Origin of the sequence: Alicyclobacillus fodiniaquatilis, assembly GCF_042678105.1 — a bacterium.
Lineage (GTDB): Bacteria > Bacillota > Bacilli > Alicyclobacillales > Alicyclobacillaceae > Alicyclobacillus > Alicyclobacillus fodiniaquatilis.
The window spans coordinates 1-20407 of sequence record NZ_JBHUCX010000050.1 but is presented as its reverse complement, the minus strand read 5'-3'; the positions used below and the strand labels follow the sequence as shown (position 1 = coordinate 20407).

Annotated in this window: 22 protein-coding genes; 7 read left to right on the top strand and 15 right to left on the bottom strand. The window is 50.1% G+C overall.

Features of this window, described 5'->3' with window-relative positions; all coding sequences use genetic code 11:
* Positions 1-3: 3 nt before the first annotated feature.
* From ACFSB2_RS16655 to ACFSB2_RS16640, 4 genes are all read right to left on the bottom strand, one after another.
* Complete coding sequence (locus ACFSB2_RS16655; RefSeq protein WP_377944229.1) at positions 4-993, bottom strand: zinc-binding metallopeptidase family protein; 990 nt, start codon at positions 991-993, stop codon at positions 4-6.
* Positions 990-2027, bottom strand: coding sequence for a M42 family metallopeptidase (locus ACFSB2_RS16650; protein ID WP_377944228.1), 1038 nt, complete (start codon positions 2025-2027; stop codon positions 990-992). The genes ACFSB2_RS16655 and ACFSB2_RS16650 overlap by 4 nt, the downstream gene beginning before the upstream one ends.
* Positions 2018-3085 carry a M42 family metallopeptidase gene (locus ACFSB2_RS16645; protein WP_377944227.1) on the bottom strand — a complete coding sequence of 356 codons (1068 nt, stop codon included), beginning with the start codon at positions 3083-3085 and terminating at the stop codon, positions 2018-2020. Before ACFSB2_RS16645 ends, ACFSB2_RS16650 begins: the two co-directional genes overlap by 10 nt.
* Before the next feature lie 76 nt (positions 3086-3161).
* Positions 3162-4136 carry an RluA family pseudouridine synthase gene (locus ACFSB2_RS16640; protein ID WP_377944226.1) on the bottom strand — a complete coding sequence of 325 codons (975 nt, stop codon included), beginning with the start codon at positions 4134-4136 and terminating at the stop codon, positions 3162-3164.
* 350 nt (positions 4137-4486) lie between these two features.
* Here ACFSB2_RS16640 and ACFSB2_RS16635 point away from each other — a divergent pair, with 350 nt between their 5' ends.
* Complete coding sequence (locus ACFSB2_RS16635; RefSeq protein WP_377944225.1) at positions 4487-4636, top strand: hypothetical protein; 150 nt, start codon at positions 4487-4489, stop codon at positions 4634-4636.
* 113 nt (positions 4637-4749) lie between these two features.
* On the opposite strand, the gene ACFSB2_RS16630 is transcribed toward ACFSB2_RS16635, so the two are convergent.
* Positions 4750-5580 carry an aldo/keto reductase gene (locus tag ACFSB2_RS16630; RefSeq protein ID WP_377944224.1) on the bottom strand — a complete coding sequence of 277 codons (831 nt, stop codon included), beginning with the start codon at positions 5578-5580 and terminating at the stop codon, positions 4750-4752.
* A 129-nt stretch (positions 5581-5709) separates the two neighbouring features.
* Here ACFSB2_RS16630 and ACFSB2_RS16625 point away from each other — a divergent pair, with 129 nt between their 5' ends.
* Complete coding sequence (locus ACFSB2_RS16625; RefSeq protein WP_377944223.1) at positions 5710-6063, top strand: hypothetical protein; 354 nt, start codon at positions 5710-5712, stop codon at positions 6061-6063.
* A gap of 428 nt (positions 6064-6491) precedes the next feature.
* Here ACFSB2_RS16625 and ACFSB2_RS16620 read toward each other — a convergent pair whose 3' ends face one another.
* Positions 6492-6659: an SPW repeat protein gene (locus ACFSB2_RS16620; RefSeq protein WP_377944222.1), complete on the bottom strand. Its 168-nt coding sequence runs from the start codon at positions 6657-6659 to the stop codon at positions 6492-6494.
* A 252-nt stretch (positions 6660-6911) separates the two neighbouring features.
* Here ACFSB2_RS16620 and ACFSB2_RS16615 point away from each other — a divergent pair, with 252 nt between their 5' ends.
* Positions 6912-7979, top strand: coding sequence for a lytic transglycosylase domain-containing protein (locus tag ACFSB2_RS16615; RefSeq protein ID WP_377944221.1), 1068 nt, complete (start codon positions 6912-6914; stop codon positions 7977-7979).
* Positions 7980-7998: 19 nt separating this feature from the next.
* On the opposite strand, the gene ACFSB2_RS16610 is transcribed toward ACFSB2_RS16615, so the two are convergent.
* Together ACFSB2_RS16610 and ACFSB2_RS16605 are read right to left on the bottom strand one after the other, a co-directional pair.
* Complete coding sequence (locus ACFSB2_RS16610) at positions 7999-9900, bottom strand: cobaltochelatase CobT-related protein (RefSeq protein WP_377944220.1); 1902 nt, start codon at positions 9898-9900, stop codon at positions 7999-8001.
* Positions 9897-10739: an ATP-binding protein gene (locus ACFSB2_RS16605; protein WP_377944246.1), complete on the bottom strand. Its 843-nt coding sequence runs from the start codon at positions 10737-10739 to the stop codon at positions 9897-9899. The genes ACFSB2_RS16610 and ACFSB2_RS16605 overlap by 4 nt, the downstream gene beginning before the upstream one ends.
* Positions 10740-11009: 270 nt before the next feature.
* Between ACFSB2_RS16605 and ACFSB2_RS16600 the strand changes: the two genes are divergently transcribed.
* Positions 11010-11345: a hypothetical protein gene (locus ACFSB2_RS16600; RefSeq protein ID WP_377944219.1), complete on the top strand. Its 336-nt coding sequence runs from the start codon at positions 11010-11012 to the stop codon at positions 11343-11345.
* Positions 11346-11391: 46 nt separating this feature from the next.
* On the opposite strand, the gene ACFSB2_RS16595 is transcribed toward ACFSB2_RS16600, so the two are convergent.
* Positions 11392-11751, bottom strand: coding sequence for a hypothetical protein (locus tag ACFSB2_RS16595; RefSeq protein ID WP_377944218.1), 360 nt, complete (start codon positions 11749-11751; stop codon positions 11392-11394).
* Positions 11752-12085: 334 nt separating this feature from the next.
* On the bottom strand, positions 12086-12508 hold the full coding sequence (locus ACFSB2_RS16590; protein ID WP_377944217.1) for a hypothetical protein: 423 nt from the start codon (positions 12506-12508) through the stop codon (positions 12086-12088).
* Between the two features lie 231 nt (positions 12509-12739).
* Between ACFSB2_RS16590 and ACFSB2_RS16585 the strand changes: the two genes are divergently transcribed.
* The 3 genes from ACFSB2_RS16585 to ACFSB2_RS16575 all read left to right on the top strand — a co-directional run bounded on the left by ACFSB2_RS16585 (position 12740) and on the right by ACFSB2_RS16575 (position 16904).
* The gene (locus tag ACFSB2_RS16585) at positions 12740-13189 is read left to right on the top strand and encodes a MarR family winged helix-turn-helix transcriptional regulator (protein WP_377944216.1); all 450 of its coding nucleotides are present in this window, start codon (positions 12740-12742) and stop codon (positions 13187-13189) included.
* Entirely contained in the window at positions 13186-14976 is a 1791-nt protein-coding gene (locus ACFSB2_RS16580) for an ABC transporter ATP-binding protein (protein ID WP_377944215.1), read from the top strand. Before ACFSB2_RS16585 ends, ACFSB2_RS16580 begins: the two co-directional genes overlap by 4 nt.
* A 68-nt stretch (positions 14977-15044) precedes the next feature.
* A complete protein-coding gene (locus ACFSB2_RS16575) occupies positions 15045-16904 on the top strand; it encodes an ABC transporter ATP-binding protein (RefSeq protein WP_377944245.1) in 1860 nt (619 codons plus the stop codon).
* Between the two features lie 257 nt (positions 16905-17161).
* Here ACFSB2_RS16575 and lepB read toward each other — a convergent pair whose 3' ends face one another.
* The 5 genes from lepB to ACFSB2_RS16550 form a co-directional block, all read right to left on the bottom strand.
* A complete protein-coding gene (gene lepB / locus ACFSB2_RS16570) occupies positions 17162-17737 on the bottom strand; it encodes a signal peptidase I (RefSeq protein WP_377944214.1) in 576 nt (191 codons plus the stop codon).
* 103 nt (positions 17738-17840) lie between these two features.
* On the bottom strand, positions 17841-18509 hold the full coding sequence (locus ACFSB2_RS16565; RefSeq protein WP_377944213.1) for an acyl-CoA thioester hydrolase/BAAT C-terminal domain-containing protein: 669 nt from the start codon (positions 18507-18509) through the stop codon (positions 17841-17843).
* Complete coding sequence (locus tag ACFSB2_RS16560) at positions 18482-18796, bottom strand: acyl-CoA thioesterase/BAAT N-terminal domain-containing protein (RefSeq protein WP_377944212.1); 315 nt, start codon at positions 18794-18796, stop codon at positions 18482-18484. Before ACFSB2_RS16560 ends, ACFSB2_RS16565 begins: the two co-directional genes overlap by 28 nt.
* A 268-nt stretch (positions 18797-19064) precedes the next feature.
* Positions 19065-19481: an organic hydroperoxide resistance protein gene (locus tag ACFSB2_RS16555; RefSeq protein ID WP_377944211.1), complete on the bottom strand. Its 417-nt coding sequence runs from the start codon at positions 19479-19481 to the stop codon at positions 19065-19067.
* 241 nt (positions 19482-19722) lie between these two features.
* Positions 19723-20175: a glutamate ligase domain-containing protein gene (locus ACFSB2_RS16550; RefSeq protein ID WP_377944210.1), complete on the bottom strand. Its 453-nt coding sequence runs from the start codon at positions 20173-20175 to the stop codon at positions 19723-19725.
* Positions 20176-20407 lie beyond the last annotated feature (232 nt).

The following is a 20407-nucleotide window of genomic DNA, read 5'->3' as shown; positions in this document are numbered from 1 at the left end:
AATTTACGCCTCGTATGAGCCTGCCGCTGCCACCACGAGTTTCAAGGCGTCGTTGACATCGGCGAGATCGACAACAGTGGAATTTCCGCCTACAAACCGCGCCGGATAAGAAACGCCGCCGATGGCAATGCCATCGACTGACAGTTGGATGGCGCCAGCATCAGACTGGCCGCGCGGCCACACTTCGTACTGAGTGGAAAGATTCAGCTCTTTCGCCGTCTGAATCAGATGGTTCTTGACTTCCAGTGGCACAATGGCTGTGCCATCCATGATTTTGATGGCTGCACCTTGGCCGAGGGACAGCGCCGTGCGTTTGCCGCCAGGCACGTCACAGGCAGGCGCCGCATCGATGATGAGCGCTAGGTCAGGCTGGATTTGGTAAGCAGTGGTGCGCGCACCGCGTCCGCCCACCTCACCTTGGGCCGTAAAGACCAGGGTGACATGGCGATTTTGTTTTGCCAGTTCGCGAAAAGCGGTGATGGCGATGGCACAGCCAACGCGGTTGTCGAGCGCCCGTCCCGCTAGGCGCGTATCGCTCAGTTCTATGACAGGCGCCAAAACCACGCCAGCCAAGCCGACATGAACGCGCGCGAGCGCTTCCGCCTGCGACGTTGCGCCAATGTCGACAAAGAGGTGATCGAACGTGGCGTCGGCCAGTTTGATGTCCTCTTCCAACTGAATCAATCCTGTCACGCCACCGACAAATTGCACCTGGCGATGCACGAGTGTGCGAGGGTCCACGTTGCCGACAGAAATCAGGCGCAAGAACCCTTTTTCGTCGATATCGACAATCATCACGCCTGTTTCATCGGCATGCGCGGCCAACAGGATGTGCGGGCCTTCTCCATGTTTGGTGGCGATGCCATTGCCGAGGGTGTCAATGCGCGTCTCATCGGCGACATCCTTCACTTCTTCGAGCAACAACGCCTGTAAATTCCGCTCCGACCCAGATGGGGCAATCTCGTTTGCAAGACGCAAAATCAGCGATTTCATGCCGTGAATCCTCCTTGTTCAATTTCTCGCAAGACAGCTTTGAGCAAACGCAAGGACTGCTCGTAATCATCCAGGGAAACGATTTGCGCAGGTGCGTGAATATAGCGAACCGGCACCGAAATGGCGCCGCCCGTCACACCGGCGCGGACTTTGTGGATGGCGCCGTAATCGTTGCTGCCACCTTTGACGCGGCGCAATTGATAGGGAATGTCGTGTTTCTTCGCCACCTCAATCATGAAATCGAGAAAACGTCGGTCGGCAATCGTCTGCCCATCTTGAATGGTGAGCGCTGGCCCGTTGCCCATCACGGTTGATTGGCCGTGACTGGCCGCGCCGATCACGTCAAAGCAAACCGTCCCCTCCAACGCGATGGCGATGTCTGGTTCAATGCCATATGCGGCAGTTTGTGCACCGCGCAAGCCGATTTCTTCCTGCACCGTGAATGCGCCGATGACGGGCATGGCATAGTCGTCTTTCAGCGCCTCGACGAGCAATGCGCAACCCACTCTGTCGTCAAATGATTTTCCTTTGACGGCGTGATCGCCCATTTCGCCATACTTGGTAGCGAATATCGCAACATCGCCAGGTCGTACGACTTGGCGCGCATCTGCCGCATCCTTCGCGCCAATGTCTATGTACAACTGTTCCATTTTCAGCGGTTTGCCACGTTCTGCGGCTTCCTGCAGATGAATCGGCTTGGCGCCGATGACGCCGGGAATTCGCTCTTTGCCGATGTAGAGCGGTTTGGAAATTAGCACGCGCGGGTCAATGCCGCCAAGTGGACGGAATTTGAGCAAACCGCCATCCTGGCGCCCTTCACAAATTTGCACAATCATCAGGCCGACTTCGTCCATATGTGCGTCGAGCATCACGCGAGGCCCTTTTGTGCTGGATGGTTTTTCGACGATGACGTTGCCCAAAACATCTGTGCGCGTAGCATCGGTGAACGTCGAGAGTTCTTGGCGAATGACATCGCGAATCTCGTCCTCAAAACCAGATGGGCCCATTGCTTCTGACAGTTTCTTTAATAACATGACAAGTCCTCCACCGTTGCCGCGTCGACGTCGCTGATGTATTGCGCCAATAGGCGTCCACAGGCCGCGATGTCGCGGTACGCGCCAGTTTCGACCGAAGTGTGCATATAGCGAAGGGGAATGCCAATCAACGCGCTCGCAATGCCTGCGCGGGCAATTTGGAATGCGCGGGCATCTGCGCCGACCGGCCCTTGCGACAACTCAATTTGATAAGGGATATTCTCCCTTTCGGCGACTGCTGTCAAATGACGGAACACCTTCATATGCAAGTTGGGACCAAACGAAATGGCCGGACCGCCATCCAGTGTAAACCCCTCATCTGCAGCTTGGCCTGGAAAATCGCCAAATGTCACATCGATGGCAATGGCGATATCCGGCTGGATGCCATAGGCAGCCGTCGCCGCGCCACGCACGCCAACTTCCTCTTGCACGCTGGCCATCACGTATACGTCTGCAACATGATGAAGTTTGCGAAGCACCTCTAAAGTTTCCAATATAATGGCCACGCTTGTGCGATTGTCCAGCGACTTGCCCGCCAGGCGATCATTGCGCAAATCGTACACTTCGCGCGCCAAGGTCACCCTGTCGCCAATTTGAACTTGTTCGCGGACTTTCGCTTCCGACGACGCCAAATCGATGAACAAATCTTCTAAAGGCGCTGCTTTCCCTCGTTCTTCAGGGGCTGTCAAATGCGGCGGTTTGGAACCGACGATGCCAAAGAGCCGTCCGGATTGTGTATGTACATAGACTTCCTGGCCAACCAATGTCCGCGGATCAAATCCGCCTGCTTGGGTTACGCGAAGAAAGCCGCCTTCTTCAATACGGGTGACGACCAAAGCGATTTCGTCCATGTGCGCCGACAACAAAATGCGCGGACGGCGTTGTTCACCAGAACCTTGCACGAGGCCAATGAGATTGCCCAGAGTATCGACACGCAAATCGCTTGTGTACTCGCCAAACGCCTGTTGGATGCGCGCGCGGACATCATGTTCAAATCCTGGACCACCATGGAGCGTGACAAGCTCTTTCAATGTTTGCAGATGCTTATAAGCGGTCACATCATCACTCCTTATGCCGCAGCGAAAATAAAATTCCACACGCAAACTAGTTTAACAAAAATCTGCGCCGCTGCCATTACAGTGTATCGGCGTTGTCCTCTAACAATTGATGCAAGGTCGCTTTTGCGCCAATCAGTGCCCAGATCTCTTCTAAATCCTCCGCAGGTTTTGCATAGACACAGATCGGTTCGGTCATGTTTTTTGCTTGCCAAGTCAATTGATAAGCGTGCAGCGCCTGATGCGGCAGCATCTTTTCACAATAACGCGTCGATCGATTCCCAGGCAGCCCGCTGTAGTCGTATGTATAATCGCGATCGCCCACAAGTGGCAATCCGCGTGAGGCCATTTGCAGCCGAATCTGGTGTGTGCGCCCGGTTTCGAGGCGGAAGCGGTAGACACAGACGTCCCCCATGCGCGCAATGGCCTGCATATGGGTGATGGCCAACTGACCATTGTCGCTGTTTCCGATGATCCGCCGCGAGGGTTTATTCGGATCTTGCGCGATGTAATCCTCTAAAGTATGCCACGATCCGATGGGGACATCGCTGGGGGTGTAGGCGAGCGCCACATATTGACGGTGTACCAGATTTGAGCGCATGGCCACATCCAGCAAATGGTGTGCATGTGCGTGTTTGGCATATAAAATGGCGCCAGAAGTGAATTTGTCAAGCCGATGCACCGAATGGGGAATCAAACCAGCAGGCGCCAAATAATGGGCGACTCCCGCTAAAAGGGACCCCGTTTTTTCCTTGGCGGAAGGATGTGTGAGGATGCCTGCCGGTTTATTGACTACAAGGACATTCGCATCTTCGTAACAAATTTGAATGGGCATCTTCTCTGGTTGAACAGAGGAAGATTCAACAGGAAATTGGACCTGGATACGGTCCCCTTCTTCCACAATGGCAGACAACAAGACAGGCTGCCCATTGCGAGAAATGCCGTTTTCTTGAATGACACGGCGGATGAACTTCCTTGACATGCCATGTGTGGTTCCCAAAAGCGAAGACAGCTTTCTGCCCGCCTGCGCTTCCTCAACAATAAATTCATACATTTCAAGGCACCTCCGGCTATGCTCGCCCTTATTATCCTGCAAACCGGCAAGGCACTGCCAGTACCCTGTTGACCATGCATTTTGCCCAAATGCTTACCACAAGTGGTGTGTTGCAACCAACAGATACAATAGGCCAATTACCACTAAACCGCCGAGTACAGATACATACAGCAGTTTATCCAATGTTTTCATTGTCGTCACCACCCGCAAGTAGTGTCTGTTGTTCAATCTGCAGCTATGCACATCTTTGGTGACCGCCGAAGATGCACTTTGTACTTGCGAAAACGTCACCGTTTGCCAATCATGCGAACCAAAACGATGGGCATCTTACTCGTGAGGGGGGATTGTTCATGGGCAACAGCAAAACGTACAATTATCCAAAGGCAAACCGGCGGAGTACCAGTTCGCAAACTGGCGACAGCAGCCGGGTGGAAGAAGTCAAGGCACATGCTCATCAACCACCCACGTTTCAGGCAAACGCGCCGTCCAAAGGAAAATAATTTTTTACAGGCCACTGCGGTTGGGGTATCACAGGCTTGAAACAATTCAAAAACGGGTCCGTCTCCGTGGAGCGTGGAGCGCGCGACCCGTTTTGAATTTGAGACTCGCCAACTTAAAACAAGAATTCGTTTGGATCAAAACCAGTTCTCTCGTCTTGATTCAAATCGCGAATTCGTTCGATATCTGCTTGGGACAATGTAAAATCAAACACATTCGCGTTCTCCTCAAGGCGATCCCGATGGACCGATTTAGGGATGGTTACAACTTCTGTGTCCAAATCCCATCGCAGAACAATTTGCGCCGGCGTTTTGCCGTATTTCGCGGCAAGTTCCACAAGCAGCGGATGATCCAAAATTCTGCCCCGCATCAACGGCCCCCACGCCTCCAGTTGAATTTTTTGTTCCTTACAGTACTGGTGCACCGCTTTCTGTGTCAGCCGCGGGTGATATTCAACCTGATTGACCGCAGGTGTAAATTCTGCATCCTCCGCCAATGTCTGCAAGTGATGAACATCAAAATTGCTGACGCCAATGGCGCGGATATACTTTTCTCTGTACAGTTTTTCTAAAGCGCGCCAGGTGTCCTTGAACTTGTCGCGCCCTGGCCAGTGGATCAAATAAAGATCCACATAGTCCACATTGAGCTTCTTCCGGCTTGTCTCAAATGCGCGCAGCGTGTTTTCGAATCCCTGATCCGTGTTCCAGACTTTCGTTGTCAAAAAGATTTCTTCACGCTTAAGCCCAGATGAACGAACGGCTTGTCCCACGCTGGCTTCATTTTCGTAAAGCGCGGCTGTATCGATGCTGCGATAGCCAAGCTCAATGGCGTGATGAACCGCATTTTCCACTTCCTTGCCGGCCTTTGCTTTATAAACACCAAGACCGAACCAAGGCATATGTACACCATTATTTAAAATAGTCGTATCACGAATACTTTTGACCACTTGCAACCACCTCCAATTACTTATTTTATCGTGTGTTCGGAAATGTTTGCAAACATTGTTCTGGCGATGAAAAATCTATTTAAACCCCCATCCGCAGGCGCTTGACCACAGATGGGGGAGGATTAGCACATGCTCGACGTACAGGATCGATTTTTTTGGTTCATTGTATGCAGCGTTTGCGACAATGGTTATATGAGAAATACTGAGATCATCTTCAAATGTGCGCATCAGGCACAAGCTGGGGAAAATCTGCATTTGGTTGCAAACAGAGGTGTTAAATTGAAGAATTATCACGTTCGTATCGTCGGTATGGAGCATGCTGAATTTCCACAACATGTCCAATGCGGGCATGGATGTTCGTATATCATCCAATTTGTCAATTTGGAGACAGATGCTGTGGAATTGGAGTTTTGTCCGCTTACAGCAGAGCATTTTGCAGGTGTTTTGCTGGATGCCATTGAGTTGTGCCATCTTTCCGCCTGAGCAAATATCGCAGTGCTTAGTCTCGAACGCCCCTCTCGTATCCTCTGTTGGGGCGTTCTCCATCGTGATTCCCTAGGCTTGCTTTTCATTCAATTTCGCCGGTGTGAAACACACACATCCGAATAATGCCTCAGAGCGCTTCTTTATCAAAATAAATGCAGATATTTGTATCAAGTATGTACAGCATCAAAACAACAGTTGGCACTGATTCAATCTTGGGTCGATACAAAGCCCAATCAGAAGTAAGTGTGCTTTAAGCATAGCATCAGTGGTAGGCTCGGATGCACGCAGGACGGTCTTCCCGTCACATCATACAGCCTGTACCACTTCTAACCAATAAAAAATCCGCCATCATGGCGGATTTTTTTGGGTCCCTGTCACGTTATGGGTGTTCCTCGCGTTTCTGCGAAATAAAGAAAAGTGATAGTCTATGATTTGTTCTTTTTTTGCACAAGCAGCCAAACCGCTAAAATCAACACGATTGCGCCGAGAATAATGCTATTCAACGTTGCACCTGTACTGCTGCCGAAACCGTACACCCATGGAGAAATGATAAACCAGATACCAATGAGGCCTGATAGCCAGAGTTGCCACATAAGTCGTTCACTCCCTTTCTTCATAAAACAGGACGATTCACCTATGGGCAGGTGACCCATTAAAGATTGTATGTGGCAGGCATCAGGGGTATGTTGGCGGACAAGCTTGATATTGTTCGACAAATGTGAGGAATGTTTGTCCAAGGTCGCGCGTACATCTTCTTTAGACAAGCTTACAAGGCGGGATCGAAAAAAAGGCATCCGTTTTTCGATCCCGCCGCCAAAGGCCGCTGTCGGGAAAGGAAGATGTATGTGATAAGGCAGGTTCGTATCGGACTCGCGACCGTACTTCTCTTTGGCCTAGCGTTTGTAGCTTTTACCTATCTATGGGGCGGCACGTTGTGGACCGGCCGAAGCGCTTCATCTCGTGACGAGTATCACGTTCAAAGCACGTCTCAACCGGTGGTGAGTGCTGGAGTTGGCGCTTCGTCTGATCCACATCAAGATGATGGAAAAGCGACGAAACCGTCATCGATGCCTCATGTCGATGTACAACCAGTTGCAAATTTGACGCAATTGCCTCACGAAAAGAAACGGCCCATCGTGAAAGCGCCTGTTCACACAGCGCACAAATCATCTCCAATGATTTACGTGAGCGTACGAGCTGGCCAAAGTCTTTGGGAACTCGCTCAGATGTATCGGACGACTGTGGCAAACATTGAAAGCACAAATCATCTGCAAAGCACCATCTTACAAATTGGACAACCCTTACGCATTCCGACTGACACGCACGTACAGGTGAAAACGACGACGCAGGCGCACAGCTCAACTGCGACGCTCATATATACAGTTCAAACTGGCGATTCTCTATGGAAAATATCAACTGAATATGGTGTTTCCATTGCGCAATTGACCGCAGATAACCACCTTCAGTCCGCATTTTTGCACGTCGGTCAAAAACTGAGCATCGATTCACCAAGGCCGGTTTATCATCCGAGCACAGCGAGTGAAAAGCTGATTCAAGCGGCCCCCTCCTCACTTATTCCCGTCTATAAGGCTGCAGGTCAAAAATACAACATCCCATGGACCGTATTGGCAGCCATTCACAAAGAGGAGACTGATTTTGATACGACAGGCACGCTTGTCAGCTATGTCGGCGCGCTCGGTCCCATGCAGTTCATGCCATCGACATTCGCAATTTATGGGGTCCCAGCACCCGGTCATCGCGTCGCGAGCATTTACAACGTCTACGATGCCATTTATTCGACAGCGCACATGCTGGCCGCACAAGGTTTCTCGCTGGATCCATACCATGCGATTTACGCCTACAACCACTCCACGACCTATGTAGATGACATCTTGCGCATGTCGTCGACCTAATCGCTGCTCAAACGGACGGTCAAATGTTGGCTGTCCGTTTGAGCAGTGTCAGGAAGACGTTCTCTAAGGCAGACGCAAGTCTGTCTAACCCTGGCACAATCACGGCCCCTGTCCCGTATATTTGCCGGATTCTAGTCGCTTGTTGCTCATCAGCTGCGTCGGTCAAACAGATGTGTAGGACATGCGCGCCGTTTTTCGTCAACCAGCGCACGGCGTTTTTGGTATCGACAATCGCATCGCGATAGTCCTCGGCAGCAGGTTCCCCATCGGAAATCACCAACAGCCACTTTTGGCGCTCCGGGCGTCGCAACAGACGTTGCCCGACATGACGTATGGCATATCCATCGCGGTTGTCCAACTGTGGTGTGAGTCTGTCAATATAACCCGCTGCATTCTGCGCCGCTGCCTCTTGCCACGTCACCACATGTAACAGATGTGTCATGCCTTTACTTTGCGCCATCAACGTCGTATCGACCGTATCCTCCCAAAAGCCCGTGATACTGTGGGCCAACTGCAATTGCCGGAACGTATCGTGAAATAAATAAATCAGCGGTTTTAACGGTTCCAGTTTTTCATACATCGACCCAGAACAGTCGACCAACAGCTGAACAGCCGCATCAAACGGTTTGTCTTTACTTGATTTGTGATAAAACAACCGCGGTGAATGGTCGGTCAATACGCGGGTCAATTGTTTGCCAAGGCGACCATAGCGCGTATCAGACTGTTTCGCTTGCATGCGATGTAACCATAGTTGATCGAACAGTTTTATAAGTTTTGCTTTGCTCGATTGCACTTCTTTTTGCCACACCAGCACTTTTTCAGTTTCTTGGTGTGTCAGAGGTGGTCTATCGATCTCGATGACATCTTTGACACTGCTCGCCTGTTCGTTTGCTGCGCCTCCGATGTGCAAGCTCGTTTGCTCGTCTTGTTCGCCCACATCTTCGCGTTGACCACCTTGACTGTGGCCTCTTCTAGTCTCCAGCGCATCGGGATCATCGTCGGCCTCGCGCACCTGCCCACCAAATGTCGGACTGGTCGGCGCTTGCTGCAAATCCATCGACAGCGCGCCAATCGCGTTGGTTTTTTGCGGCTGTGTCCAAATTTCCATTTGTTCGCGTTCTTGCCTTTCCTCTGGAGACGCTTGTGCGCATGTCTCTTGTGGTTTTTGCACCTGTCCCGTCACGCTGTGTTCCGCATCGTCCACTACAGCTTGTATGCCGTCAGCGTCAAAGGAAAATAGATGATAGCTCGCGTCGGGCGCGTCACCCAATTGTGGAGACACTTCAGTGAGGAAGGCATATGTGGCGTCGATCACGTCTACCGTCTCAAGGGCTACAGCAATTTTTGCGCAAAATCGCCTTATTACTTCCTCTATGTGGCCCATTCCCACTTCATCGAGGGAGAACGTTGGTGTATGTAGTTTGCCAAGACAGGCGTATACCTCGCCAAGGACAATGTCCGCCCATTTTTTTGTGTGCGCATGCTGTGCCGCGTTGTTGGCAAACAGCCTGGCATATGCGGAGACGCGCGCGGCAAAGGCGTTTGCCGTGCCAGGGCGCTGTGCGACGACACGCGCGGCTAGACGCGCATCTTCGGCCATGCACAGCAATTGGCGCATGAGTTGTGGTCTCTGCGCGGTGGCAGATGCTCGCCATGCATCGGCCATTTTGGGTAGATTGGTCCACTTCGTATTGCCAATTGCCCGCAGGTACACGTCTGTTTTTTGGATCAGCAGCCGTTCTGCTTCCGGCAACGACTCCCAGAACGTGGAGATGGTGATTGCGGGACGAGCGGGATCGTACGTGGAATGCATGCCGTAGTTGACCTGCAAGTCTCGATTTCCGCACAAAGCCACGCACAAATCCGTCAGTTGCGTTTCCGTCCACCAATGTGCGTGTGTATCGTGAAAGCGAAAGGTCATGGTGTGACACCCTTGGTGTGTGATGCAAAATAGGTTTCCGCTAAATTCATCACGACTTGCTGTTCCCGTTCATCTGTCAGTTTGGCGGCAACGGCGCGCGCAATGGCGCGCAGTGGCGGTATGTAGGCGGCAAAATCGCAAGCGTCGAGCAATGCGCGAATGGATGCGGCTTCCTCACTCAACTCCCCGACTTTGGTCGCTCGAATTAAATCAGCGGAAAAGCGAACAAATTGATGAATCAACGCTGTATCCTTCAGTTGGCTCTGCGCTTGTAGCAACTCGGCAAGCGCCTCCCCTGTCAAATAGGGAATATCGAGGACGACAAACCGATTTTTCAGCGCTTCGTTCATCGGCACGGTGCCGACGTACCCTTCGTTGATGGCCGCGATGACGCGAAAACGCCGATGCGCCTCCACTGTCTGTGCAGTGAACGGATTGGTCAACTGACGTCGATAATCGAGCACGCCGTTCAAAATCGGCAAAGTTTCTGGTCGGGCCATATTGATCTCGTCAATATATAAAAGGTGGCCTTCGCGCATGGCACGCACAACAGGCCCTTCGACATAGGTCACTTCGGTGAGGCCCTCGTTTAGTTGCAATGTTTTAAACCCCAAGAGCGATTCGGCGTCGAGATCTACCGAGCAATTGATGGATTCCATCGGCAACTTTAGTTTCTCGGCGAGCGATTGCGCCAATTTCGTCTTGCCGGATCCGGTCGGGCCGCGCAACAGCAAATTTTTCCCAAGTGACAAAGCCAACAGCGCGTCCTCAAGCAAGGTTTTATCTGCTGTCACAAAGCTGCCGTCTGCAGCGGACTGTTGATATGATGCGGCTTCCAGCGGTGAAACGACGTCTAGTACCTCAATATCTGCGATGGTCCATCCTTTAGACACGAATCATGACTCCTTCGAGCATCTGGCATCTGATTGAACATTTTCTTTTTACGGTGGCGGTTTTGACAGACAAAGTCAAGAATGGAACAGGCGTTTGCGCCTTTTTTCACACGACGTCTGCCTCTTATCATAATGAGGCGAATGTCTCATCCGTTTCTGCTGGTCAACGCGTATCCTAAACCAGCAGTGAACTGTGTTGAAAGGAGGCTGCGCGTCGTGATAAATCGTGGTGAATGGAATAACGCAGTCGGGCAATGGGTGCGTTTTCGCACGCCTTGGGGCACACATCGCGGAATTGTTCAAGAGGTCAACCATCGCGGTGTGCTTGTCCGCGTTCCACAACAGTACGCACCGGCAACGCTCATCAACGCATCTGATGAACAAAAGCTCGACGTGGCGCTGACTGCCTACGGATATCCATATGGCGGCTATGGTTACGGCTATTCCCCTGCCGCGCGTTGGGGCTACCCCGGCTGGGGTGGTTGGTATGGCGGTTGGTGGCTTTGGTGGCTGGCGTTCGCCTGGATATTTGCCCTTGCATTTCTTTTCTAATGGTTTTCAAAACTTCAAAAGGCGTGGGGCGCGCCCATTGCGCGCCTTATTCGTCATTCGTCTGTTCTATCTGTTTGAGGAATTTGGAAAAATCCACTTGAATGTCTTTAGGAGGCAGACCTGTGATTGCTACCTTGCCACTGAGCCGAGGATGAATCATGTGGACAATCCGAAGATCTTCGACACGGACGCCGTCCGAACGGCAGAGGCATGCAGAAAGTTGGTCATTGAGACGCCGATCTGTTTCGACAGAAAGTTCAACTTGCACTGGATAGACACGGCCTGTTTTTTTGCTCTTCACCCGCGTATCTCCAGACCATTTAAACATGGCCGCCTCTTGGGTAAAAGGTGCTTGGTTTTCTCTCAGACATTTCTCCACAACCCACTTTTGCAACTCCACTCGCATTATCTCATCACCTGTATCAAGAATATGTCTGCCGAAAAGGCACCTCGTCATGATATGTCAAAATGCCCATTCTTGACTACCCATATGCTCAAATCAGGTATCGTATCAAATGGATTAATTTTTCATTTTAGTGAAGATAACTCCATTCACTTTGTTGGATTGCAAGATTTTCTTTGTATAAAACCCTGCCCGCGGGCGGTCTCGCGATCGAGATAACATTTTCGCCAGCGGTATATATACACCGCGTTCTGGATATTCATTCGTATTTATGTAGCAGTCGATCTTGTGCCATTGCTCCCTTTTGTTCAAGATGAAATCAAGTTTTCGTTCGACATTATTTCTTTGCTCTTATCTGTTTATGACCTGTGAATAATCCAGCCATCAAAGTGATTCCAGTAACAATTGGGAACAAATCGTAACCTGTATTTCTAAAAAACCATATTTGATAAGGAGCATATAAATGGTGATGTCCAAGCATCATTTCAACACCATACGTCAATGGCAAATAAATCGATATGATGAAAGACGGCAACCAAGCAGATAAAAGAATAGAGCCATTCACTTTAATTCCGTTTTTTGTAATAAAAATCAACCCAATATAAATGCCAAATACCAGTCCAATAAGCAACATTTGAGATTCAAACGGCATGATATTTAGTGTATGCCTTCTTCTGCCGCAGTACAACAACACATACTCAACAACCGTTGTATGTTCATACAGTTTAAAGTAGCAGACTTTACGCGGTAACGCCCCCAATCATTTCAAGAATGTATCCTCACACTGAAAAAAATTCTATGCTCTGTTCGACGTCATATAGTTACTTTATCCTTTTCTGGCAGCATATTTAACTTTTTTATTGATCCAATATTCAGTCATCATATATAATTAGTTTGTCTAACAAAATTTATACCTTGGATCGATGACGGGGCAAATGGTGGATAGAGCGACTCGTAACCAAACACTTACGATGAGAGGAAGGGCAAATCCATGGAAAACGACGGATCCGTTTCCCAACGGCTGTTCCAGTCCTTCATGCGATTTCGGCGCCTCAAATGGATGGAACAACAAGATAGCTGCTGTCGTCCGAGCGACATTCGCCTCTTGTTCTGCATTCAAAGAGGGCAGGATTCTAATGAAAGTGGTTTAAAGATCTCCGAGATCAGCCACCTGCTCCGTGTAAGAGCACCCACAGTTACACAACAGGTGAGCGGAATGGAGGCCCAGGGGATGGTCGAGCGCAGAACGGATGAGAACGACAAACGCGTCATTCGCGTTCGGCTCACAAACGCTGGCGAGGCTGTTACCGAAACTGCTCGCAAGAGAACGCATGCTTGGTTTAGTGGTCTCGTTAAGTACCTTGGAGAAGAAGATAGTGAACACCTTGTTCACCTACTTGACAAGATATCAGAATTTTCAATCGGGGATGATAAACTGTGAAAAACCTTTTTCCGTATCTAAAACCGTATCGTTTCTCTGTTTTTTTGATTGTAGTCTTCATCTTCCTACAGTCACTGCTAAACCTGTACCTCCCGCAACTGATGGCACACATCGTAGATCAAGGGGTCTTCACCGAAAATATCGGCTACATCTGGCGAGTTGGCGGATTGATGCTCATTGTGTCTATTGCTGCGGTCGTATTCTCTGTCGCAGCAGGTTTCCTTTCATCCCGGACTGCGGCCCGGTTCAGCAAGGTGTTGCGTGGAAACCTCTTTTCACATGTAGAGACATTCAGTCTCCATGAATTCGACGAGTTTGGAACCGCCTCGCTCATCACGAGGGCCACCAACGACATCACACAGGTGCAGCAGATGGTAACGATGATGTTGCGGATGATGATTATGGCCCCTCTCAACTTCATAGGGGGCGTGATCATGGCGTTCTATACCAATGCCCACCTGTCCTTGGTGGTTGTGGTGCTCATTCCGATAATTGCACTCATCATTTGGGCTATCTTTTCCAAAGCTGCAGCGTTGTTTAAAGCGATGCAGCAGAAAATTGACGTTCTCAACCGCGTCCTTCGTGAAAACCTCACGGGCATTCGGGTGGTTCGGTCTTTCAATCGCACGGATTATGAATTGGATCGGTTTGACAGGGCGAATTTCGATCTAACGAATACCACCACACGGGCTCAGAAAATTATGGCTGGGCTCATGCCCATCCTGATGCTCGTCATGAACGTGTCCACCTTAGCTATTATCTGGTTCGGGGGCATTCGCATTAATAATGAACAGATGCAAGTAGGATCCCTGATTGCCTTTACACAGTACGTCCTACAGCTCTTGTTTTCGATCATGATGGTATCCACCATGTTCTTCATGATTCCGCGCGCGTCGGCTGCGGCAAATCGCATCTTTGAAGTTCTTCGGACCACTCCTGAAATCCGAGACCTCGACCAATCATCAGATTCTTTCAAAAGAGAAGACACACCGCACAGAGAGGAAGACTCGAAAGAAGAGCATGCTTTAGCCGCAGATGAGGAGAGAGGCAAAGTCGAGTTCCGGAATGTCTCATTCAGCTACCCTGGGGCCGAGAAGCCTGCTCTTGAAGACATCTCATTCACCGCAGAACCTGGTCAGGTGACCGCCATTATCGGGGGCACCGGATCGGGAAAATCTACGATGATTAGCCTGATTTCGAGGTTCTACGATGTGACAGAGGGCTCTGTTCTTGTCGATGGCGTGGATGTCCGAGAATACCCGCAGGTGGATTTGCGATCAAAAATTGGCCTCGTGCCGCAAAGAGCCATCCTCTTCACTGGGTCCATTGCAGACAACGTGCGCTTTGGTAAAGAGGACGCAACTGATGACGAGATCCGCCATGCCGTTGAGATCGCGCAGGCAAGCGAATTCATCAGCGAGATGAAAGACGGCTTCGAATCCCTCATCGATCAAGGAGGCACCAACGTCTCCGGAGGCCAGAAACAGCGTCTCTCTATTGCGAGAGCGCTCGTCAGGCAATCACAGATCTACATTTTTGACGATAGCTTCTCTGCCCTCGATTTCAAGACCGACGCCAAACTACGTTCGGCACTGAAAGAACATGTATCTGGTTCCACCGTCATCATCGTGGCTCAGCGCGTCACCACGGTCATGGATGCGGACTTGATTGTGGTGTTGGAAGAAGGTCGAATATCAGGAGCAGGAACGCATCGACAATTGTTGGAGGATTGTCCGGTGTACCGTGAAATCGTAGCTTCTCAATTGTCGGAGGAGGAGATTGCGTGAACCAGGAACGAGGAAATTCATCACAGTCTCGAGGTATTGGCAATGACAATGGATTAAGACGCCCCGGTATGGGAGGCGGCGGTTTTCGTCCTGGCGGTGGACCTCCAGGCTTTGGTATGGTGGTCCAAAAGCCGAAGGATTTCCGCGGCACAATCCTGCGGTTGCTGCGGTACTTCAAACCGCATTCCTTTCGCATCGTCATCGTTTTTGTAACGGCTGTGCTGAGCACGGTGTTTAGCATCATTTCACCAAAGGTGATGGGCAATGCCACCACGCTGTTGTATAACGGTGCGGTCAAAAAGATGAAGCATCTCCCTGGGGGTGGGGTCGATTTTGCCGCCATCCTGCACATCCTGGTGATTCTGGGCATTCTGTACGTGGCCAGTTCTCTGTTTAGCTTCGTTCAACAATACGTGATGGCTGGCGTGGCCCAAAGAACCGTGTATGAACTTCGCAAAGAGGTAAATGAGAAACTTTCTCATCTCCCTCTGCGCTTTTTCGATTCACGGCCGCATGGTGAGATCCTCAGCCGATTTATCAACGATTTTGACAACATCGCCAATACGCTCCAACAGAGTCTGACTCAGCTCATCACGTCTATTATCACCTTCATCGGCGTGGCGGCGATGATGCTGACCATCAGCTGGGAGATGACCCTGATCATCTGTCTTACGCTGCCACTGAGCTTCTATATCACCAGGACGGTGGCTTCCAAGTCGCAAAAGTACTTCAAAGCGCAGTGGGCGACACTAGGTCAGCTAAACGGTCATGTGGAAGAGATGTACACGGGACACACCGTGGTCAAGGCGTTCAACCATGAACGGCGTTCCATCGATGATTTCGAAGAACTGAATGAACAGCTTTGCGATGTTGGATGGAAAGCACAGTTTATCTCCGGTATCATTTTTCCGCTGATGAACTTTGTCGGCAATCTCGGATATGTCCTGGTCTGTATCATCGGGGGCATCATGGTCACTCGGCGCGCTATCACCATCGGCGACGTGCAAGCGTTCCTGCAGTACGCGAGGCAGTTTTCCCAACCCATCACACAGATGTCCAGTATTGCCAATGTCATTCAATCCACTGTAGCGTCAGCGGAGCGAGTGTTTGAGCTTTTGGATGAACTCGCCGAAACTCCGGATGCTCCTGCCTCCACCGTCATCGAGTCGCCACATGGCGACGTCCGCTTTGAACAGGTGGCGTTCAGTTACAAAAAGGATGAACCCTTGATTCAAGACATGAATATCGATGTGAAAGCGGGACAGACAATCGCCATCGTCGGTCCTACAGGTGCTGGCAAGACGACCATCGTGAATTTACTCATGCGGTTTTACGAATTAGATGGCGGCAAAATCACCATCGATGGCGTGGACATCACGCGAATGAAAAGAGATGACCTGCGTCACATGCTAGGCATGGTGTTGCAGGACACCTGGCTGTTTCATGGCACCATCCGCGATAACATCGCCTATGGCCGTTCTGGAGCCACTGACGAGGAAGTTGTGAATGCCGCCAAAGCGGCATATGCCGACCATTTTATCCGAACCCTTCCTAATGGATATGACACCATCCTCAATGAAGAGGCATCGAACATCTCGCTTGGTCAGCGACAGCTTTTGACCATCGCCCGTGCGATCTTGGCAGACCCAGAGATTCTCATTTTGGACGAAGCCACAAGCAGTGTCGACACGAGAACGGAAGTCCACATCCAGTCGGCAATGAATGAATTGATGATAGGACGTACTAGTTTCGTCATTGCTCACCGTCTGTCTACCATTCGAGATGCGGACCTCATTCTAGTCATGAACCATGGAACTGTGGTGGAGCAAGGAAAACACCAGGAACTCTTAAACCAGGATGGCTTTTACGCTGATCTGTACAACAGCCAGTTTACGGGCCAAACGGTGCAAGAAGACGCAGCGGGCTGATTGGGAACTCATCGCGTGCTTCGGGCGTTTCACGGCTGCCATCCATCGACGATGTCCTTCAGACTACGACACGGGATCCTGCAGGCGTCCCACCTAAGCCGCATCCTAAATCGACGAACCCACGGGCTACGAACGGCTTGGTCCCTACCCCGGTCGAACTTCCTCCGACAAGTTGCGCCTGGCTTAGCTAGGCGCACTGCACACTTCTGTCCGACAGCGATACAAACTCTGTATGGAGAACTTCTGCATCCGGATGTTTACCTTCCTGATGGAGCAGTTAGGCTCTGTGAAATTGGACCCATGTTGCCCATTGGCGCTAAAATAAAATCGGCTTCGCCTACAATCGCTGAGCGAGCCACATACTTGTGTATCCAATAACGGCTGTCGAGTGAAACAGTACGGTTGTCGCCCAACATGAAGTAGTGTCCTGCAGGTACATGATAAGTACCCAACTTCGGAAGGTTGGACTTCGCGATATTAGGATTGGACTCTTTTAGCTTTTTACCGTTTATATAAACCGAGTTTGCCGTGACTGTAACAGTGTCACCGGGCAGACCGATAACTCGTTTGACGTATAGCTCCTTTGGATCGTCAGGATAGTGAAATACGACGACTTCCCCTCGATAAACCTTTCGACCAAAATCTGTTGCTAGCTTATTATCCAAAATGTATACATGGTGGGTTTCTGTTGCGGGAATTGTAGGATACATAGAGGACGACGGTACTACAGCGGCGCTTACAACCCAAGTTCTAATGCCAAATGCCACCACAATGCCTATTCCAAGCGGCAAAACCCATTCCTTTAACCAACGGAACCTGATGTCTCGTTTCACATTTTCTCCTCCTTACGAACGTAATTATCATAGTCTACCGCATATTGCTGGTCAAAGATTTGGTGTGGTCTATTGGGTTCATATATACATAGAACCGCTTGGTTTAATGGTCAAGATGATTGGAGAAGAAATCAACAGTTCTTTTCCAGTGATCAACACTCGCATCAGCGTTTGCCTGCAATGTTCCTCCAAATCGATCATGGTCAATTGGCTCGGGTGTATAGGGGATGTAAATCCGATGTCCCGCGTCAGGGTAGACAATGTGCTCATATGGATATGGAAACTGTTTTTCTTGAAACCGAGTCATTGCCACATTCGTCAATTCGAAACTGTTCCATATACGATCTTTTTGTCCTGAGAACATCAACACGGCGCCCTGAATTCGTTCCACCGGAATGGTGGCTTGTTTCAGGTTATCCGAGTGGTATGTTCGAAACGCCTCCCAATCGGTGGAGATGGGCCCATACGCCAAAGGCGAATTGTCTCGACGTACATTTGGCAAAGGCGTTCCTTCATACGTCCAAGCGGGAAATCGAAAGTCTCGAATCTTATGATATCCTCCCATAATCAAACCAGAGCCACATACCGAAACGACAGCTTTAATTTCGGAATATGTGGATGCAACCAGCAATGCGAGCTCTCCTCCGCGCGATCCGCCGTAGATGCCGATACCCGGCTTGCGCTGAACCACGGATTGATCTCGAAACCAGTCAATCGCCGTCTTTATGTATTCCAGTGGAATCTTTACAAGTTCAGCCGGGAGGTTTTCCATATAGACTGAGGGACTTTATCCTTCTCTGTCCTCCTTTGCGTCCAAAACAATCCCATGGGGTCTATTCCCTTGTACATACCGGAAACGGGCTCGTGTTCGTGCAAGTCCACACATCCTGATGCATCCGTAATAAAAGTTGCGTGAGACGCCACGCAAAAATCTCGACCAACCGCAGATATCAGGCGCAGCGTGATCGATTGATGCGAAGACATACCAGACAGCTTGATATGTACTGCTTCATCTGCAAAGGATTGCACCGGCGATACACTTAAATGTTGGGTTAACATCGCGCCACCTCCGAGACAATAGCTTAAAAACTATATTCTTGATACTTAGCAAAAATCCTCATATAAATTAGTGGCCGTCGCTATCCTTAAAAGTGAATCGGCGCTATGGTCCACGCTATCCGCGATGTCTCGATTGACTCACATTTTATAATGCTGCTGGTGTCAGGCGCATCCCGCATGGGCGGTCTAATACCTTTTGCGAACGCTTATGTGAAACAAGCAGGTTCTCCAGTAACCGGAAAACCCGCTTGTGATGTAACACCCTAATTCATACCACACTCAATTCAACTTCGATGTTGCCGCGAGTTGCTTTGGAGTACGGACATACTTGATGGGCAGCTTCCACGATTTCTTGTGCGGCTTCTCGTGAAACCCCTGGTATCTTTACGTCTAGACTCACAGCGAGTGCGAAAGTCCCATCCTCTACTTTACCAATGGTCACATTTGCGGTGACTGATGTATCGCGCACAGCAATCTTGCGTGTCCGGGCGACGAGGTTCACAGCACTGTCAAAACAAGCTGCATAACCGGCGGCAAACAACTGTTCAGGGTTGGTCGCACCGCCGCTGCCACCAAGTTCTTTCGGCATCCGCACGTCTAAATCCAAAATGCCATCCGATGATTTCACATGGCCATTGCGTCCGCCACCCTCAACCGTTGCTGAAGTCGTGTACAATTTTTGCATAGTCACTCTCTCCCCGTATTGGTGTTTGTCGTTGAACTTGTTGAATTATTTGTTTGACTGTGCCCAGCAACCGCTTGACTTCCTGTTCATTTTGGACTTTTTTCCTGAACAGTATGCCTGAATTGGCGCGCACAAATCTATGAGGGAGGCAATCGTGTGCTGAACAACATTGCCAGAGGAAAGGCCCTCTTCTACACGTCTCTTTTTGTGACAAAAGGATCATGTATCAGAGGACCAGCAATTACAGCAAAAGTTCAACAACACGTTCTAATTCCATGCCCCTTGAGGCCTTTACCAGCACAGTGGATTGGGGTTCAACGATTTCCGATATAGTATCGAGTGCCGTTCCAACATCAGTAAAATGAGTCACTCGATCACACCCAGTCCGTGCAGCTTCATCTGCGATCCATTCAGCCATTTGGCCAATTGTGATCAAATGGTTGATCCCGTTTTCGGCAACATACCGTCCGATTTGTCGGTGCCCCTCCTCCGAAAAATCGCCTAGCTCGTATATGTCTCCAAGAATTGCAACAGATGTGCTTTGTGCCGCGAGATCGTTGAGAACGTCAAGACTTGCTTTCACTGAAACTGGACTTGCGTTAAAACAATCATCAATCATTCGTCTGTTATCCCTTCCGTTTATCATGTGCAATCGACCATTTGATGTGGCAAGTGTCGCAATACGATCCGCCATCTCCACCAGTGATAGTCCATTTAATACGCCGATAAGGAATGCGGATAGCGCGTTGAGGATGTTGTGTGTTCCGAATGTCGGTAAGTGAACCCTAGAAGAATTCCCGAGAACATGGGCGTCAAAATCTGTGGGTCTGTCAATAATTTTGTGTAAACTCCGTTCGATAAAACTAGCGGATATAGTTCTCCACTCGGTCTGGAAAGTATATGATTAACTGACTGAGTATCTGTCC

Excerpts from the sequence above, each read along its gene's own strand:
- ACFSB2_RS16655 (WP_377944229.1), bottom strand. The coding sequence starts at position 993 with ATGAAATCGCTGATTTTGCGTCTTGCAAACGAGATTGCCCCATCTGGG.
- ACFSB2_RS16650 (WP_377944228.1), bottom strand. The coding sequence starts at position 2,027 with ATGTTATTAAAGAAACTGTCAGAAGCAATGGGCCCATCTGGTTTTGAG.
- ACFSB2_RS16640 (WP_377944226.1), bottom strand. The coding sequence starts at position 4,136 with ATGTATGAATTTATTGTTGAGGAAGCGCAGGCGGGCAGAAAGCTGTCT.
- ACFSB2_RS16635 (WP_377944225.1), top strand. The coding sequence starts at position 4,487 with ATGGGCAACAGCAAAACGTACAATTATCCAAAGGCAAACCGGCGGAGT.
- ACFSB2_RS16625 (WP_377944223.1), top strand. The coding sequence starts at position 5,710 with ATGCTCGACGTACAGGATCGATTTTTTTGGTTCATTGTATGCAGCGTT.
- ACFSB2_RS16620 (WP_377944222.1), bottom strand. The coding sequence starts at position 6,659 with ATGTGGCAACTCTGGCTATCAGGCCTCATTGGTATCTGGTTTATCATT.
- ACFSB2_RS16610 (WP_377944220.1), bottom strand. The coding sequence starts at position 9,900 with ATGACCTTTCGCTTTCACGATACACACGCACATTGGTGGACGGAAACG.
- ACFSB2_RS16595 (WP_377944218.1), bottom strand. The coding sequence starts at position 11,751 with ATGCGAGTGGAGTTGCAAAAGTGGGTTGTGGAGAAATGTCTGAGAGAA.
- ACFSB2_RS16585 (WP_377944216.1), top strand. The coding sequence starts at position 12,740 with ATGGAAAACGACGGATCCGTTTCCCAACGGCTGTTCCAGTCCTTCATG.
- ACFSB2_RS16575 (WP_377944245.1), top strand. The coding sequence starts at position 15,045 with ATGGGAGGCGGCGGTTTTCGTCCTGGCGGTGGACCTCCAGGCTTTGGT.
- ACFSB2_RS16565 (WP_377944213.1), bottom strand. The coding sequence starts at position 18,509 with ATGGAAAACCTCCCGGCTGAACTTGTAAAGATTCCACTGGAATACATA.
- ACFSB2_RS16560 (WP_377944212.1), bottom strand. The coding sequence starts at position 18,796 with ATGTTAACCCAACATTTAAGTGTATCGCCGGTGCAATCCTTTGCAGAT.
- ACFSB2_RS16555 (WP_377944211.1), bottom strand. The coding sequence starts at position 19,481 with ATGCAAAAATTGTACACGACTTCAGCAACGGTTGAGGGTGGCGGACGC.
- ACFSB2_RS16550 (WP_377944210.1), bottom strand. The coding sequence starts at position 20,175 with ATGGCGGATCGTATTGCGACACTTGCCACATCAAATGGTCGATTGCAC.